We start from the raw sequence: 16737 nt of genomic DNA, 5'->3' as shown, positions 1-16737 counted from the left end.
AAGTCCTTAGCGCGTGCCGCCGGTTTGTTTGAGGAAGTTGGCGAACAGTTCGTGGCCCTGCTCGGTGAGGATCGATTCGGGGTGAAACTGCACGCCTTCGATATTCAGGGTCTTGTGGCGCAGGCCCATGATCTCGTCGACCGAACCGTCTTCAAGTTGGGTCCAGGCGGTCAGCTCCAGGCAGTCGGGCAAGGTTTCACGTTTGACGATCAGCGAATGATAGCGGGTAACCGTCAATGGGCGATTCAAGCCTTCAAATACGCCCTTGTCCTCATGGAATACCGGGCTAGTCTTACCGTGCATCACTTGACGGGCGCGAACCACATCACCGCCAAAGGCCTGGCCGATGGACTGGTGGCCGAGGCAGACGCCAAGAATCGGCAGTTTGCCGGCGAAATGCTTGATCGCTTCAATCGAGATCCCGGCTTCGGTCGGGGTGCAAGGACCGGGGGATACCACGATGCGCTCTGGGTTGAGGGCTTCGATTTCAGCGATGGTCAGCTCATCGTTGCGCACGACTTTGACCTGGGAGCCGAGCTCACCGAGGTACTGCACAACGTTGTAGGTAAAGGAGTCGTAGTTATCGATCATCAGCAACATGGCGTTTTTGAACCTCTTGAATTCACTGACTTTAAAGACAGCCTTCGAATGATTGACCCGCAGAGCGCTGCGCTTTGTCAGGTGCCGGGGTAGCGCCAGCAAAGCGGCATTTCAAACAGGTAACGAAGGCAAAGCGGTACAGGTCCGGCGAGGCCGGCAAAAGAATTCAGGCGCGCCAACGCCAGCGGGCGTGTGCCTTGATGACTTGATCCAGGAGTTTACTGATGATCAACACGGGGAAGGTCTCATTCATACGTCTCGGCACAGTAACTTAGCTGGGCAGAGCGTGCAATATGGCCGGGGCTGCCGCTCGCGAAACTCTCAAAGGCTTCGCGACGGATGGCAAAAGGCCGAAAGTTTTTGGTACTGTCGTTTCGTTTTCCTAAAACAATAAATAAACGGACTTGCTCATGATCAAACAGACGTTGTTTGTACCGCTCGCAGGATGCTTGCTCGCCATGGCCTGCGCTCAGGCGTACGCCGCACCGAATCCCTACACCAATTTCGTCGTCTTCGGCGACAGCCTCAACGATGCGGGTACTTTTGCCGACACCGGTGGGCCTGCTGGTTCCACTCAGCGTTACACCAACCGGACGGGGCCGGTTTACCTGGATGGCAGCGGCGAAGTCCGCTCGCTCAACTCCACGCAAATACTGGGTGGAAAACTGGGGTACACCGCAGACCAGACCGCGTCATCGAATTCGGCAGTGCGCGCCAGCAATGGCCAGCCCGATGGCAACAACTGGGCCGTCGGCGGTTATCGCACCGATCAGATTCTCGATTCGATCACCACCACGTCCGACACCGGTGATCGCGTGCGTTCCGGGTACCTGCCGTCGAACAACTTCCGCGCTGACCCGAACGCGCTGTATTACCTGTCGGGTGGCGGTAACGACTTCCTGCAGGGCCGCGTCACCAGCCTGCCGCAGGCCAGTGCCGCCGCCGACCGATTGGCTGATAGCGTACAGACGCTGCAAACCGCTGGCGCAAAATACGTCATGGTCTGGCTGCTGCCGGATATCGGCTTCACCCCAGCGTTCAACGGCTCCCCGCTGCAAGCGTTCACCTCCCAGCTCAGCGCCCAGTTCAACACTGAGTTGGTCAGCCGACTGCAGAACATCAATGCAGAAATCATCCCGCTCAATATTCCGGTGCTTCTCAAAGAGGCGTTCGCCAACCCGGCGCAGTTCGGCCTGGCGACCGACCAGAACCTGACCGCCACCTGCTTCAGCGGCAGCGGCTGCACCGAGAACGCCCGTTACGGGATCAACAGCGCCACTCCCGACCCGACCAAGCTGATCTACAACGACTCGGTCCACCCGACCGAAGCCGGGCAACGCCTGATTGCCGATTACGCCTATTCGCTGTTGTCAGCGCCGTGGGAGATGACGCTGCTGCCGCAAATGGCCCAAGGCACCTTGCGCGCGCACCAGGATGAACTGCGCAACCAATGGCTGGCCGACTGGGAGAATTGGCAGGACGTTGGTCAGTGGCGCGCCATTGTTTCCGGCGGTGGCCAGCATCAGGACTTTGATGGTCAGGACAGCGTCACGAGCGCCGACGGCAATGGTTACAACCTGAACATTGGCGGCAGCTATCGCCTCGACGATGCCTGGCGCGTGGGCGTAGCGGCCGGTTTCTATAACCAGAAACTCGAAGCCGGGACTAACGACTCCGACTACAAGCTCAACACTTACCTGGGTACCGCATTCGCCCAGTACCAACAAAACCGCATCTGGGCGGACATGGCGTTGACCGCCGGACACCTGGATTACGACAGCCTCAAGCGTAAATTCCAGCTGGGCGCCAATGAACGCAGCGAAAAAGGCGACACCAGTGGCTTCGTCGAAGCCTTCAGCGCTCGCATCGGTTACGACATTGCACAGCAAGCCAGCAGCCCTTGGCACCTGTCGCCGTTTGTCAGCGCTGACTTCTCCAAGGTGAAAGTCGATGGTTATACAGAGGACGGCAATGATTCTACTGCGCTGACTTTTGGCGATCAGGAAAGTATTTCCCGTCGATTGGGCATTGGTTTGCAGGGTAAATACCAGATCACCCCACAAACCCAGGTATTTGGCGAAGTGGCCCACGAACGTGAGTACAACGACGACACCCAGGACGTGGCGATCAACCTCAACAGCCTGCCAAACAACCAGTTCACGCTGGAAGGCTACACCCCGCAAACCAACCTGAACCGGGTGAACCTGGGGGTGAGCCACAACCTCACCAAGGAACTGGCACTGCGCGCCAGCTACAACATTCGCAAGGATGACGACTTTACCCAGCAGGGGATCAACTTAGGGGTTGCGTTGGACTTCTAAATCGATCGGCCATAAAAAACGCGGTGCCTTCACAGGCACCGCGTTTTTTATGGTGCTGAATACTTAACTGTGGCGAGGGGGCTTGCCCCCGTTGGGTCGCGGAGCGGCCCCTCGCACTCTTACAGATTTATCGAGTCGCCTGGTTTTACGACTGCTGCGCAGCCGAACGGGGGCAAGCCCCCTCGCCACAAAGGCTCGCTCCCACAGGTTCAGGTGTCCGGGGTTTGTTCGGCCAGGGCCACGGCACGGAACATCGCGCGGCGTTTGTTCAGGGTTTCTTCCCATTCCAGCGCCGGTACGGAGTCGGCCACGATGCCGCCACCGGCCTGCACGTGCAGTTCACCGTTTTTGATCACCGCGGTGCGGATCGCAATCGCGGTGTCCATGTTGCCGTTCCAGGCAAAGTATCCGACCGCACCGCCGTAGACGCCGCGTTTCACCGGTTCCAGTTCGTCGATGATTTCCATTGCGCGAATCTTCGGCGCACCGGACAACGTACCCGCCGGCAGGATCGCCCGCAACGCGTCCATCGCCGTCAGCCCGGCCTTCAATTGCCCGGTGACGTTGGACACGATGTGCATCACGTTGGAATAACGCTCGATGACCATTTTCTCGGTGAGCTTCACCGAACCGATTTCCGAGACCCGACCGGTGTCGTTACGGCCGAGGTCGATCAGCATCAAGTGCTCGGCGATTTCCTTGTCATCGGACAGCAGGTCTTTTTCCAGCGCCAGGTCGGCCTCTTCGTTGGCCCCGCGTGGACGGGTGCCGGCAATCGGGCGCACGGTGATCAGGTTGTCTTCGACCCGCACCAGCACTTCCGGTGAACTGCCGACGACATGGAAGTCGCCGAAGTTGAAGAAGTACATGTAAGGGGTCGGGTTGAAGCAGCGCAGCGCCCGGTACAGATCGATCGGTGCAGCCTTGAAGTCGATCGACATGCGCTGGGACGGCACGACCTGCATGCAGTCGCCGGCCAGGATGTATTCCTTGATGGTGTCGACGGCTTTTTCGTAATCGTCCTGGGTGAAACTCGAACGGAATACCGGATCAGCCGACTGTTGCTTGCTGAAATCCAGGCCACGGCGCGGCGTGATCGGCTGGCGGAGTTTTTCCAGCAGTTCTTCCAGACGTTCCAGGCCTTGTTCGAAAGCGCCGGCCTGCGCCGGGTCGGCCAGCACAATCGCGTGCATCTTGCCGGCGAGGTTGTCGAACACCACCACCGCGTCGGAGACCATCAGCAGAATGTCCGGCACGCCCAGTGGATCCGGGTTCGGGCATTTGCCCAGGCGCTTCTCCACATACCGAACGCAGTCATAACCGAAATACCCCACCAGGCCGCCGTTGAAACGCGGCAGGCCGGCGATGGTCGGCACGTTGTAACGGGCCTTGAAGGTTTCGACGAACGCCAGTGGGTCTTCGACATCGTGGCTTTCAGTTTCGATGCCGTCGACGGTCACACTGACGTGATGGTCATGCACCCGCAACACGGTGCGGCATGGCAGGCCGATAATCGAGTAACGGCCCCACTTCTCCCCGCCCTGAACCGATTCCAGCAGGTAGGAGTTTGGCTCGTCGGCCAGTTTCAGGTAAATCGACAGCGGCGTGTCGAAGTCAGCCAGGGTTTCGCAGGCAAGCGGGATGCGGTTGTAGCCGGCAGCGGCCAAACGCAGGAATTCTTCGCGGATCATGGGGTAGCCTCGTGGCTTGAGGGTCTAACAGTCAGGTATGCAAACGCGCCGGTACGCCGGCCAGGAACAAGTCAGGCGCGCCAACGCCAGCGGGCCAGGGCCTTGATGACTTTCATCCAGAGTTTGCGAGTGACCACCACGATGGCGTTTCCAGCAGGGGGTTGAACAGCGTCGGGCAACGTTATCTCAGCGGCCGGATCCAGGCAACCGGGAATTAGTTTGCGCAGGTCGTCGATCACCAGCGCCGGCGATTCCTCGGCAATCGGCCGACCATGGTTGTAGCCATAACTGAGCGCCACACACTTGACCCCCGCCGCTTTCGCCGCCAGCACATCGCTGCGCGAATCGCCGACGAACAAGGATTGCGAAGCCGGAATGTTGGCCATTTTCATCACGAAAAACAGCGCGGCCGGGTCAGGTTTCTGCTGCGGCAAGGTATCGCCGCCGATGATCCATTTGAAGTAGCGGCCGATTTTCATCTGATCCAGCAGCGGCGCAACGAAGCGTTCCGGCTTGTTGGTGATCAGCGCCATTTCCACGCCTTGCTTGTGCAGCCACTTCAAGGTGTCACGCACACCGGGGTAAACCACGGTCAGCTCATGGCTCGCACCATAGGCCTGCATGAAAATCTCCAGCGCGTGTTCAGCCTCGACGTCGTCGACCGCCGAGTGCTCGATGCCACCCGCCAGCGCACGGCGCACCAATATCGGTGCGCCGTTACCGACCCATTCCCGTACCGACTCGATGCCGGCGGGTTTGCGGCCCAGCTTGAGCAGCATGTGATCCACGGCCGCTGCGAGGTCCGGGACCGAATCGATCAGCGTGCCATCCAGATCGAACATCACCAGCCGCGGCAGACGCCCCGGGAACAGCTGCTCAAAACCACTCATGGGCGAGCCAGCGCCAGTTCGGCGCGCATCTTCTCGATCACTTCCTGATAGTTCGGCGCATTGAAAATCGCCGAGCCCGCCACGAAGGTGTCCGCGCCCGCCGCAGCGATTTCACGAATATTGTTCACGTTCACGCCGCCGTCGATTTCCAGGCGGATGTCACGCCCGGACGCATCGATCAAGGCCCGCGCCTGACGCAGTTTGTCGAGGGTGCCGGGGATGAATTTCTGCCCGCCGAAGCCCGGGTTGACGCTCATCAGCAAGATCATGTCGACCTTGTCCATCACGTATTCGAGCACGCTCAGCGGGGTCGCCGGGTTGAACACCAGGCCCGACTTGCAACCGCCCTCGCGGATCAGTTGCAGGGAACGGTCGACGTGCTGCGAGGCTTCCGGGTGGAAGGTGATGTAGGTCGCGCCGGCTTCGATGAAGTCACCGACGATGCGGTCCACCGGGCTGACCATCAGGTGCGCGTCGATCGGCGCGGTCACGCCGTACTTGCGCAGCGCCGCGCACACCATCGGGCCGATGGTCAGGTTCGGCACGTAGTGGTTGTCCATGACATCGAAGTGCACGAAGTCGGCACCGGCGGCCAGGACGTTGTCCACTTCTTCACCCAGGCGGGCGAAGTCGGCGGAGAGAATCGACGGAGCAATGACGAAGGGCTGCATGACGCACCTTTTTTGAGCAGAATCACGATGGCGCGCATTGTATACCTCATAGTTTGGCGCGCGCACTGTGACCGCGATGATTGGGGCTGCCTTCGATCAATTTGCGCTGGCAGCGCTCTAGTACGCCGCCCGGTAGATTTTCTCGATATCGACGGCGCTCAATTTGCGTGGGTTGTTGCGCATCAGACGTTCGATCCCCGCCGCTTCTGCGGCCATGGCCGGGATGGCGTCTTCGGGAACACCGAAACTGCGCAAGCCCAACGGGATTTCTACCGCTGCACACAGAGCGGTCATCGCCTCCACGGCTTTGTCCGCCGCTTCGTTGGCGCTCAAATGAGCGGTCTTCACCCCCATGGCCTCGGCAATATCCTGCATGCGCTCGACACAGGCCATCTTGTTCCAGGTCATGACATAGGGCAGCAGCAAGGCGTTGCTGACACCGTGGGCGATGTTGAAACGTCCGCCCAGCGGATACGCCAGCGCATGCACCGCGCCGACCCCGGCATTGCCGAACGCCATGCCCGCCATCAGGCTGGCGGTGGCCATGTCTTCGCGGGCTTGCAGGTTGGACGGATTGGCATAGGCCTTGGGCAGCGCCTTGGCGATCAGCTTGATGGCGCCGATGGCCAGGGCGTCGGTGATCGGCGAGGCGTTGACCGACAGGTAGGATTCGATGGCGTGCACCAGCGCGTCGACGCCACTGGCGGCGGTGACACTGCGCGGACAGGTCAGGGTCATTTGCGGACTGACCAGCGCCACGTCCGGCAATAGATAGTCGCTGACGATGCCTTTTTTCAACTGCGCGACCTTGTCGGAAAGGATCGCCACGTTGGTGACTTCAGAGCCGGTGCCAGCGGTGGTCGGAATCGCGATCAGCGGCGGACCTTTGCGCGGCACCTGATTGATGCCAAACAAATCTTCCAGCGCACCGTGGTAACCGGCATACGCCGCCACGCTCTTGGCGATGTCGATGGCACTGCCGCCGCCCAGACCGATCAAGCCGTCATGCCCGCCGTCGCGATACACCCGCATGCAGTCTTCGACGATGGCGATTTCCGGGTCCGGCAGCACCCGGTCGAAAATCTCGTAACTCCGGTCTCCCAGATGCGCCAGCGCCAGTTCGACCGTGCCGGACTTGACCAGCGCTGCGTCGGTCACGATCAGCGGGTTATCGACATCCAGACGGGTCAGTTCAGCGGCGAGCTGCTCGATGGCACCTGCGCCGGTGATCAGTTTGTGAGCAATTTTGAAAGAGGAAAGACTCATCGTGCGCAGCCTCTTATAGGTAGGGGAGCTGGGCACAATAGTAGCTGGGGATTGGGGTTTGTCTGCTATTCAGGCAATGAATGAACGCAGATCCCGAAAACACCATAAATCTCATGTGGGAGCGGGCTTGCTCGCGAAGGGGCCTTTACAGCCAACATTGGTGTTGAATGTCAGACCGCTTTCGCGAGCAAGCCAGCTCCCACATTTCTACTGTGTGTGGCTTAGACCTGGGCGGTGCGCAGTTTTTCGCTGCGACCGCGCAGCCATTCCAGGGTCAGCAGCAGGATCACCGAGAAGGCGATCAGCAATGTCGCTGCAGCGGCGATGGTCGGGCTGAGGTTTTCGCGGATCCCGCTGAACATCTGCCGAGGCAAGGTCGCTTGCTCTGGACCGGCGAGGAACAAGGTCACCACCACTTCATCGAACGACGTCGCGAAGGCAAACAGCGCCCCCGAAATCACGCCCGGCGCAATCAGCGGCAAGGTCACCCGGCGAAACGCGGTCAGTGGCGATGCACCCAGGCTTGCCGCGGCGCGCACCAGGTTATGGTTGAAGCCCTGCAAGGTCGCCGACACCGTGATGATCACAAACGGCACACCCAGCACCGCGTGCACCACGATCAGCGAGAAGAAGCTGTTGCCCAACCCCAACGGGGCAAAGAACAGATAACTCGCCACACCGATGATCACCACCGGCACCACCATCGGCGAAATCACCAGCGCCATGACCAGCGCCTTGCCAGGAAAATCACCACGGGTCAGGCCAATCGCCGCCAGCGTACCGAAGACCATCGCCAACACCGTCGCCGCCGGGGCGACGATGATGCTGTTCTTCAGGGCGCGCATCCATTCGGCCGAGGCGAAGAAGTCCTGGTACCAGTGCAACGAAAAACCTTGCAACGGGTACACGAGAAAACTACCCGAGTTGAACGACAACGGAATAATCACCAGCACCGGCAGAATCAGGAACAACAGGATCAAGCCGCAGAGAATCCGCAAGCTGTAGAACCACACCCGCTCAACGGGCGACATATAAGGACTCAGCATTTCGTTCTCCCCTTAGCTCAGGCGCAGGCGACTGGCGCCCACCAGCCAGCTGTAAATCAGATAAAGCACCACGGTCGCCAACAGCAACAGCCCACCGAGCGCGGTCGCCATGCCCCAGTTGATGCTGGTATTGGTGTAGAAGGCGACGAAGTAGCTGACCATCTGATCGTTCGGGCTGCCCAGCAAGGCCGGGGTGATGTAGTAGCCGATGGCGAGGATGAACACCAACAGGCAACCGGCGCCGACACCAGCATAGGTCTGCGGGAAGTACACCCGCCAGAAGCTGGCGAACGGGTGGCAGCCGAGGGAAATCGCGGCGCGCATGTAGGTCGGCGAGATGCCTTTCATGACGCTGTAGATCGGCAGAATCATGAACGGCAGCAGGATGTGCACCATGGAGATGTAGACGCCGGTACGGTTGAACACCAGCTCCAGCGGTTTATCGATGATGCCCATGGCCATCAGGCCGCTATTGATCAGCCCGCCCGATTGCAGCAACACGATCCACGCGGCGACACGCACCAGGATCGAGGTCCAGAACGGCAGCAGGACCAGGATCATCAACAGGTTGCTTTGACGCGATGGCAGGTTCGCCAGCAGGTAAGCCAACGGATACGCCAGCAGCAGGCAGATCACGGTAATGATCAAGCCCATCCAGAAGGTCCGGGCGAAGATGTCGAGGTAGATCGCCTGGTCAGGTGTGGCCGGGGCGATTTCGCCGAGGTCATCGATACGATGATCGACCGCCGCCAGCAGGTAGTAAGGCGTGATGCTGCTGACGTTGCGGCGTACCGCTTGCCAGTAGGCCGGATCGCCCCAGCGCTCATCGAGACCTTCCAGCGCTTCCTTATAAGAAGCCGGCTCGGTGGCGAACGGCAATGCGCGGGCGGTTTTGGTCAGCAGGCTGCGGTAGCCGGCCAACTCCATGTTCAGGCGCTTGGACAAATCGCCCAGGGTTTGATTCTTGCGGGCTTCGGCGAGGTCTTCGCTGGCCGCTTTGTAAACCGGTTCAGCGGGCAGGCCTCGGCCGTCCCAACTGGCGATGGCCGAGACAGTGCGCGGCATGCCGCCGACCACTTCCGGGTTACCCACGCTTTTGTAGAGCAGCGCCACGATGGGCACCAGGAACACCAGCAACAGAAACAGCACCAGCGGCGCGATCAAGGCCTGGGCCTTCCAGCGGTTGATCCGCTCGGCGTGCCTGAGTCGCTGCTTCAAGGTGGGGTCAGTGCCCGCGTTCAGGGGAATGGCGGTGGCCATGGCGTACTCCGGAAATCTTTAAACGATCATTAAAGTGGGAGCGAACTTTTGTGGCGAGCGAGCTTGCTCGCGCTGGGCTGCGAAGCGGCCCCAAAATTCTGCTGACAACTTCCAATTTTGTGAGTGCTGCGCACTCAAGCGGGAGCAAGCCCCCTCGCCACAAAAGCTCGCCCTCACAAGAGGGCGAGCCCTCTGGTTACTTCGCAGCCCAGGAATTGAAGCGCTGCTCCAGTTGCTCGCCGTTGTCAGCCCAGAAGCTGACGTCGATCTGCACCTGGTTGGCGATGTTTTCCGGGGTGGTCGGCATGTCTTTCAGCACGTCCTTGGACAGCAACGGTACGGCCAGGGTGTTGGCCGGGCCGTAAGCGATGTTTTCCGAGTAGGTCTTCTGCTGCTGCGGCATCACCGAGAACGCGATGAATTTCTTCGCCGCTTCAGCGCGTGCCTTGTCCAGACCTTTTGGGATCGCCCATGCGTCGAAGTCGTAGATGCCGCCGTTCCACACCACTTTCAGATTGCTTTCTTTCTGCACGGCAGCGATCCGGCCGTTGTAGGCCGAGCTCATGACCACGTCACCGGAGGCGAGGTACTGCGGCGGTTGTGCACCGGCTTCCCACCACTGGATGTTTGGCTTCAGCTCATCAAGTTTCTTGAATGCGCGGTCCTGACCATCTTTGCCAGCCAGCACTTTGTAGACGTCTTTGGGCGCCACGCCGTCGGCCATCAGAGCGAATTCCAGGGTGTACTTGGCGCCTTTACGCAGGCCACGCTTGCCCGGGAATTTCTTGGTGTCCCAGAAATCCACCCAGCTGGTTGGCGCGGAAGCCAGTTTGTCGGCGTTGTAGGCCAGCACGGTCGACCACACGAAGAAACCCACGCCGCACGGCTGGATAGCGCCTTTGACGTAGTCTTCGGTTTTGCCGAACAGCTTCGGATCCAGCTGCTCGAACATGTCTTCGTCGCAACCACGGGACAGTTCTGGCGATTCAACTTCTACCAGGTCCCAGGACACGCTCTTGGTGTCGACCATGGCTTTGACCTTGGCCATTTCGCCGTTGTACTCGCCCGCCACGATCTTGCCGTTGCCTGCCGCTTCCCACGGTGCGTAGAAGGCTTTGACCTGCGCAGCCTTGTTCGCCCCGCCAAAGGACACCACGGTCAGGTCCGGGCCCGCCGCCATCGCATGTGCCGCACCGATCATGCCCATGACCAGGGCGGTGAATTTCAGGGATCTCAACATTTATTGTTCTCTCCACGTGCAGGGTTGGTGTTGGTATTGCCGGGGCGATTAATGCGCCTCTAGAAGTGGATCGAGCGCGCGAACGTGTTCGACCTGCCAGCCAAGCGGTACCACGTCGCCGACAGCCAGCGCGGGATCGAGCTCGGCAATCGGTTGTTTCACAAAGAAGTCGGTCTTGCCGCAGACTTCCAGGCGAACCCGGACGTGATCGCCCAGATAGATAAATTCCGCCACCCTCCCTGAGAAGCGGTTGACGCATGACTCGCTGGAACCGTTGAGGCTGATGCGCTCGGGACGAATCGACAGCGTGACCGGCTCACCGGTCTTGCCGACATTGACCGCCAACGCTTCAACTTTTTCACCGCGACTCAGTTCAACGATGCAGCGATCACCGGTCTGGCTGTGCAGGCGCCCATTGAGGCGGTTGTTCTCGCCGATGAAGTTGGCGACGAAGGTGTTTTTCGGTTCTTCGTAGAGGGTGCGCGGCGGTGCGATCTGCTGGATCTCGCCCTGGTGGAACACGGCAACGCGGTCGGACATGGTCAGGGCTTCGCCCTGGTCGTGTGTCACATAGACCACGGTCACGCCCAGGCGCTGGTGCAGGTGTTTGATTTCCATCTGCATGTGTTCGCGCAGTTGCTTGTCGAGTGCGCCGAGGGGTTCGTCCATCAGCACCAGCTGCGGCTCGAACACCAATGCACGGGCCAGGGCCACACGCTGTTGCTGGCCGCCGGACAGTTGTGCCGGATAGCGCTGCGCAAAGGCATCGAGCTGGACCATGCTCAGGACTTTTTTGACCTTGTCGCTGACGTCGCTCTTGTTCAGGCCGCGCACGGTCAGCGGGAACGCGAGGTTCTCGGCGACGGTCATGTGCGGGAACAACGCGTAGTTCTGGAACACCATGCCGATGTCACGCTTGTGTGGCGGCACGTTGTTGATCGAACGCCCGGCCAGCAGAATTTCGCCTGCGGTCGGTGTTTCGAAGCCGGCGAGCATCATCAGGCTGGTGGTCTTGCCGGAGCCGGACGGCCCGAGCAAAGTGAGGAATTCGCCTTTGCGAATGTCCAGGTTGAGGTCTTTGACGATCAGGTTCTCGCCGTCGTAGCTTTTCTGCACTCCACGAAAGCTGACCAGAATGTCACTGGCCCCTGCGTTTGAATCGACCTGGCTCATACCCACACCTTTGTTGTTGATGACTGCTGTGGACTAAGCCTAGTGGACACTGCCGACCACGCAAATCGGGGCGCAAGAGAGAATCGCCTCAGCGGGATGGAAGGTTTGGGGTAGGGATTGCCCTACAAGGATGGCGGGGATGGATATGTGGATCGGGTATTGCGACAGGCGGCGGGCTGCAAGCCGCAGGAACCGGTGACCACGGAGTTAGTGGATGTCGCAAACAGACAAGCCACCAAAAAACCTGTGGGAGCGGGCTTGCTCGCGAAAGCGGTGGATCAGGCGAAATTGATGTCGACTGACATGGCCCCTTCGCGAGCAAGTCGAATCGTCGCACCGCCGCTCCCACATTGGACAGTGGTGGGTTTTAGAGGAGTTTGTGTTCCATCGCGTACTTCACCAGTTCAGCCAGCGAGGTGATGTTGAGCTTCTGCATCAGCCGCGCCTTGTGAGTGCTGATGGTTTTGCTGCTCAGGGCCAGTTGCTGGGCGATGTCATTGACGTTGACGCCTTGGGCCAGGCGTTCGAACACCGAAAACTCTCGTTCCGACAACAATGAGTGCAACGGTCGGGAGTCGGTCAGGCCGACTTCGAAGACCATGCGGTCAGCGAGGTCCGGGTCGATGTAGCGCCCGCCTGCCGCCACTTTACGAATCGCGGTCAGCAGCAGCGCCGGATCACTGTCCTTGGTCGCGTAACCCGCTGCGCCGACCTTCAACGCCCGCGCGGCCATTTGCGCTTCGTCGTGCATCGACAACACGAGGATGGCGGGCGGATTGTTCAGCGCACGAATCCGCGGGATCGCTTCCAGGCCATTGACGCCTGGCATGGAGATGTCGAGCAATACCACCTCGCACGGCACATGCCGCAAGGTTTCGAGCAACTGCTCACCATTGCTCGCCTCCCCCACCACCAGCAGGTCCTTGGCCAGGCCGATCAACTGTTTGATGCCTTCACGGACGATGGTGTGGTCTTCGGCTACCAGTACACGGATCACGTTCTTCTCCATTCTTTTTATTTCAGAGCCAAGCTCTATCGCGAGCAAAGGCGCTACAAAAAATCAGACTGCATCCAGCGGCACCCGCACACTCAGGGTCGTGCCCTCCCCCGGCTCACTCTCAAGCGACAACCGCCCACCCATGATCAACACCCGCTCACGCATGCCCACGACCCCAAAGGAGGTCGGCCTTCCCGTCGCGGGAACAAATCCTACGCCATCATCACTGACCGTCAGACACAACTCGTCGCCCTCCAGCGCCAGCGACAGTTCAACAGTATGCGCCTGGGCATGGCGCATGACGTTGGTCAGGGCTTCCTGAAGGATCCGGAACAAGCCAATCGCCTTGGCATCGCTGAGCACCGGCAGATTCTCCGGCACCTGCACCAGACACGGAATCTGCGTGCGCGCCTCGAAACGCCGAGCCTGCCACTCGATGGCGGAAGCGATGCCGGCATCGAGAATCGGTGGTCGCAACGCCGTGGCCACATCGCGCACCAACTGGAACAGCTGAGCGATCAAGCGCTTCATGCTGTTCAAGCGTTCGTGCAGGCCTGGGTCGAGTTGGGCGTAGGCCAGTTCGCACATGGACGTTTCCAGTTTGAGTACGGTCAGCATCTGGCCCAGTTCGTCATGAACCTCCCTGGCGATGCGCCCCTTTTCCTCTTCCCGCACGCTTTCCAGGTGCGCCGACAATTCACGCAACTGTTCACGGGAGCTGGCCAGTTCCAGTTCAATGCGCTTGCTCTCGCTGATGTCCCAGACGATACCGTCCCAGACGTAAGCGCCATCATCAAGCCTACGGGTGATGGCCTTGATCTCGGCCCAGCGTTGTTCGCCCGAACGGGTCAGTATCCGGCCTTGCCACGACCAGTCGCTGTCGGTGTCCAGAGCACGGTCCTGCGTCTGGTGATAGCTGGCCTTGTCGTCCGGGTGCACCAGACTGCGCAGGCCTTTGTCGCGATGGGCCAGGGTGGCCGGCGAGTAACCGACCAGGGTTTCACTGCCTTCACTGATGTAGGCAAAGTCGATCTGTCCCGTCACCGGCGCGCGCTCCAGGCGAAAGACCAGTCCCGGAACGTTGGCCGCGATCCCCTGTAACCGCGCCTCGCTTTCCTGCAACGCGGCCAGTGCGCGACGGCGTTCGGTGACGTCGTTGAGGTAGACCACCAGGTATTCACCCTCACGAAAGCGCATGAAGCTCAACGAGACATCCGTCGGCAAAATGCTGCCATCGGCCCGCACGCAGTGGGTTTCGAAACTTTGCGGTCCGTCGTCACTGGCCCGTGCGCGTTTCCACAGATTCAACCAGCGGTCCATGTGCAGGCCGGGTTCGAAGTCGATCAGCGGCCGATCGATGATTCCGCCTGGCGCATAGCCGAGCATGTTTTCGGCGGCACGGTTGGCGTAGCGCACATGGCTGTCCCAGTTGACCCAGAGAATGCCGACGGTGCTCTGATCGATGGAAAACTGCGTCAGGCGCAGCGCCTCTTCGCTGGCCTCGCGCAACGCAATGTCTTCACGCGCGGCCAACAGACGCGCCTCCAGACTGTGTTGCTGACGCCGCTGCCAAAACACGATGGCCATGCTGCTCAACAGCATGACGGCGAACAGCAGGCACAGGTTTTGCCAGAACCCCGGGGATTCGGTCAGTCTCGGATACTTGGGTTGTAGCCAATGGTTGTGCAGTTGTTCCAGGTCCTTGGCCGGGATTGCCCGTAGCGCGCTTTCGACAATACCGGCCAGTTCCGGCCAATCCCGGCGAGTAGCCACGCGCAGCAATTGCGGCAGGCCGATGTCGCCCACCACGACCAGCCCGGCGAACTCCGGTTCGGCGGACAAACGCCCCAGTTGCGCCTCGTCGACCACGGCGTACCCGGCTTGCTGACTGAGCAACAATTGCAGCGCCTGGCGCTCGATGGGGACGCCTTGCAGGTTCAGATGCGGAAAGTTGCTGCGCAGATAATCGGCGGTCGCACTGGGCATACGCACCGCGACGCGGGTCTGGCTGTCGAGTTTCTCCAGCTCCACGACACCGGTGCCCTTTTCATCACTGACCACCAGTTGCGGAACCCGCATGTACGGGTCGGTAAATTGCCACAGGCGCAAACCGGCCGGGGTTTGCGTCAGGCCGACGGCGATGTCGATTTCACCCTCGCGCGCGGCGTCTTCCAGTTGCGCGACGTCCGGGAAATTGCGCCAGCTGAGCTCGACCTTGAGCGCACTGGCCAGCCACTTCATCAGCTCGACGTTGACTCCGGACAAACGCTGCAAGCGGCGATCGTATTGAGCATAAGGCGCCTGCAACACCACGCCGACGCGCAATTCGTCATGGGCGGCGAGCCATTGTTGTTGCTCAGGTGACAAGGCCGCGGCATGCCCCGGTGGCGCGGACGCCGCCCACCCCATCAAGGGAAACCACAACCAGCCGATAACCCACAGGCAGCGAAAACGCATCATCGAAGTCTCACACACTGACAAACACTGACTAACCCATTAGGCTGCCGGAATCACTTCTGGCCTGGAATATCCGATGCCCCCTGTCTACCGCCTGGCACTGCCAGCATTGTGCCTGTCGCTGATCCTGCCTTGTGCCTTTTCTGTCGAGGCCGCCGACCCGGCCCCTGCCGCGGCAGAAAAACCCGCCGAAGAAAAACCGGTCGAACGCCAGCCATTGCCTGAGCGTAGTCAGGAAGAAGCGACCGCACTTGAGCGAAAAGTCCCTGTTCAGGAGCAGCAACAACTGCAAGCCGGCACCGACACTTTTCTCGCTTTGTGGAAGCCGGCCAACACCGCCGAGCCCAAGGGCGCGGTGATTATCATCCCGGGCGCTGGTGAAACTGTTGACTGGCCGCAAGCAATCGGTCCTTTGCGCCGTCAATTGCCGGACGCCAAATGGAGCAGCCTGAGTATCACCTTGCCGGACCTGCAAAGCGACGCCATTGCACCACGCATCGTCGAAGTCGCGCCGGCGCCTAAAGCGCCGGAGACCGGCAGCAAGGATTCCACCACCGCGGCGCCCATCGAGCAGGCCGCCGGCGGCGAAGCGGAAGTGGCTGACAAGGCCATCGCCGAAACAACCGAAGAACACGCCAAGGTCGACGCCGAGCGCATCTTCGCGCGAATCGACGCCGCCATCACTTATGCCGAACAGCAAAGTGCTCGCAGCATTGTCGTGCTGGGCCATGGTACTGGCGCTTACTGGGCGGCGCGTTATCTGAGCGAGAGACAACCCTCGCAGGTGGAAAAGTTTGTGATGGTCGCCGCTCAGACACCGGTGACGGCAAAGCCTGAACTGGCCGAACTGACGCCGACATTGAAGCTGCCGACTGCCGACCTTTTCTATGTGGATAAGCCGCTGGATCGCAAAGCGGCGCTGGAGCGCATGCAGGCCAGCAAACGGTTGAAGGCCTCGGCGTTTAGTCAGGTGGCGCTCAAGGCACTGCCGGGTGATGCCAAGGCTGAGCAGGAGCAATTGGTGCGCCGGGTGCGCGGCTGGTTGAACCCGCAGAACGCTGCGGACTGATAGACCGAGTCGCCCCGTTCGCGAGCAAGCCCGCTCCCACATTTAATCTTCAGTCG

The 16737-nt window shown here is 60.4% G+C and carries 13 protein-coding genes; 2 read left to right on the top strand and 11 right to left on the bottom strand.

Translation table 11 applies throughout. The features are described 5' to 3' along the window. Positions 1 to 6: 6 nt before the first annotated feature. Positions 7 to 600, bottom strand: a complete 594-nt coding sequence (locus EAH78_RS29790; protein ID WP_007906885.1) for an aminodeoxychorismate/anthranilate synthase component II — start codon at positions 598 to 600, stop codon at positions 7 to 9. Between the two features lie 410 nt (positions 601 to 1010). On the opposite strand from EAH78_RS29790, the gene estP reads away from it, so the two are divergent. Next, the gene (estP, locus tag EAH78_RS29785) at positions 1011 to 2921 is read left to right on the top strand and encodes an esterase EstP (protein WP_140671662.1); all 1911 of its coding nucleotides are present in this window, start codon (positions 1011 to 1013) and stop codon (positions 2919 to 2921) included. A gap of 209 nt (positions 2922 to 3130) precedes the next feature. On the opposite strand, the gene trpE is transcribed toward estP, so the two are convergent. The 10 genes from trpE to EAH78_RS29725 form a co-directional block, all read right to left on the bottom strand. Then, positions 3131 to 4612 (bottom strand): anthranilate synthase component I, encoded by a 1482-nt coding sequence (gene trpE / locus EAH78_RS29775; RefSeq protein ID WP_140671660.1) that lies wholly within the window; start codon positions 4610 to 4612, stop codon positions 3131 to 3133. A gap of 71 nt (positions 4613 to 4683) precedes the next feature. After that, a complete protein-coding gene (locus tag EAH78_RS29770; protein ID WP_140671658.1) occupies positions 4684 to 5502 on the bottom strand; it encodes a phosphoglycolate phosphatase in 819 nt (272 codons plus the stop codon). Next, entirely contained in the window at positions 5499 to 6173 is a 675-nt protein-coding gene (rpe, locus tag EAH78_RS29765; protein ID WP_027926743.1) for a ribulose-phosphate 3-epimerase, read from the bottom strand. The genes EAH78_RS29770 and rpe overlap by 4 nt, the downstream gene beginning before the upstream one ends. Positions 6174 to 6290: 117 nt before the next feature. Continuing rightward, positions 6291 to 7439: an iron-containing alcohol dehydrogenase gene (locus EAH78_RS29760; RefSeq protein ID WP_140671656.1), complete on the bottom strand. Its 1149-nt coding sequence runs from the start codon at positions 7437 to 7439 to the stop codon at positions 6291 to 6293. A 221-nt stretch (positions 7440 to 7660) separates the two neighbouring features. Further along, positions 7661 to 8485, bottom strand: coding sequence for an ABC transporter permease (locus tag EAH78_RS29750; protein WP_027926741.1), 825 nt, complete (start codon positions 8483 to 8485; stop codon positions 7661 to 7663). 12 nt (positions 8486 to 8497) lie between these two features. Next, complete coding sequence (locus EAH78_RS29745) at positions 8498 to 9745, bottom strand: ABC transporter permease (protein WP_140671654.1); 1248 nt, start codon at positions 9743 to 9745, stop codon at positions 8498 to 8500. A 196-nt stretch (positions 9746 to 9941) separates the two neighbouring features. Continuing rightward, positions 9942 to 10985, bottom strand: coding sequence for an ABC transporter substrate-binding protein (locus tag EAH78_RS29740; RefSeq protein WP_140671652.1), 1044 nt, complete (start codon positions 10983 to 10985; stop codon positions 9942 to 9944). Positions 10986 to 11033: 48 nt separating this feature from the next. After that, positions 11034 to 12158, bottom strand: coding sequence for an ABC transporter ATP-binding protein (locus EAH78_RS29735; protein WP_140671649.1), 1125 nt, complete (start codon positions 12156 to 12158; stop codon positions 11034 to 11036). 367 nt (positions 12159 to 12525) lie between these two features. Next, the gene (locus EAH78_RS29730; protein WP_172825925.1) at positions 12526 to 13167 is read right to left on the bottom strand and encodes a response regulator; all 642 of its coding nucleotides are present in this window, start codon (positions 13165 to 13167) and stop codon (positions 12526 to 12528) included. Between the two features lie 51 nt (positions 13168 to 13218). After that, on the bottom strand, positions 13219 to 15615 hold the full coding sequence (locus EAH78_RS29725; RefSeq protein ID WP_140671646.1) for a PAS domain-containing sensor histidine kinase: 2397 nt from the start codon (positions 15613 to 15615) through the stop codon (positions 13219 to 13221). Positions 15616 to 15688: 73 nt separating this feature from the next. Between EAH78_RS29725 and EAH78_RS29720 the strand changes: the two genes are divergently transcribed. Further along, positions 15689 to 16681: an alpha/beta hydrolase family protein gene (locus EAH78_RS29720; protein WP_140671644.1), complete on the top strand. Its 993-nt coding sequence runs from the start codon at positions 15689 to 15691 to the stop codon at positions 16679 to 16681. Positions 16682 to 16737 lie beyond the last annotated feature (56 nt).

It is taken from the genome of Pseudomonas arsenicoxydans (assembly GCF_006438915.1).
In the GTDB taxonomy this organism is placed as follows: domain Bacteria; phylum Pseudomonadota; class Gammaproteobacteria; order Pseudomonadales; family Pseudomonadaceae; genus Aquipseudomonas; species Aquipseudomonas arsenicoxydans_A.
The sequence above is the reverse complement of the archived record's forward strand: the minus strand, read 5'-3'. Positions and strand labels throughout refer to the sequence as shown.

Coding starts and splice junctions, on each gene's coding strand:
- EAH78_RS29745 (WP_140671654.1), bottom strand. CDS start 9,745: ATGGCCACCGCCATTCCCCTGAACGCGGGCACTGACCCCACCTTGAAG.
- EAH78_RS29750 (WP_027926741.1), bottom strand. CDS start 8,485: ATGCTGAGTCCTTATATGTCGCCCGTTGAGCGGGTGTGGTTCTACAGC.
- EAH78_RS29725 (WP_140671646.1), bottom strand. CDS start 15,615: ATGATGCGTTTTCGCTGCCTGTGGGTTATCGGCTGGTTGTGGTTTCCC.
- trpE (WP_140671660.1), bottom strand. CDS start 4,612: ATGATCCGCGAAGAATTCCTGCGTTTGGCCGCTGCCGGCTACAACCGC.
- EAH78_RS29760 (WP_140671656.1), bottom strand. CDS start 7,439: ATGAGTCTTTCCTCTTTCAAAATTGCTCACAAACTGATCACCGGCGCA.
- EAH78_RS29770 (WP_140671658.1), bottom strand. CDS start 5,502: ATGAGTGGTTTTGAGCAGCTGTTCCCGGGGCGTCTGCCGCGGCTGGTG.
- EAH78_RS29790 (WP_007906885.1), bottom strand. CDS start 600: ATGTTGCTGATGATCGATAACTACGACTCCTTTACCTACAACGTTGTG.
- EAH78_RS29730 (WP_172825925.1), bottom strand. CDS start 13,167: ATGGAGAAGAACGTGATCCGTGTACTGGTAGCCGAAGACCACACCATC.
- EAH78_RS29735 (WP_140671649.1), bottom strand. CDS start 12,158: ATGAGCCAGGTCGATTCAAACGCAGGGGCCAGTGACATTCTGGTCAGC.
- estP (WP_140671662.1), top strand. CDS start 1,011: ATGATCAAACAGACGTTGTTTGTACCGCTCGCAGGATGCTTGCTCGCC.
- EAH78_RS29740 (WP_140671652.1), bottom strand. CDS start 10,985: ATGTTGAGATCCCTGAAATTCACCGCCCTGGTCATGGGCATGATCGGT.
- EAH78_RS29720 (WP_140671644.1), top strand. CDS start 15,689: ATGCCCCCTGTCTACCGCCTGGCACTGCCAGCATTGTGCCTGTCGCTG.
- rpe (WP_027926743.1), bottom strand. CDS start 6,173: ATGCAGCCCTTCGTCATTGCTCCGTCGATTCTCTCCGCCGACTTCGCC.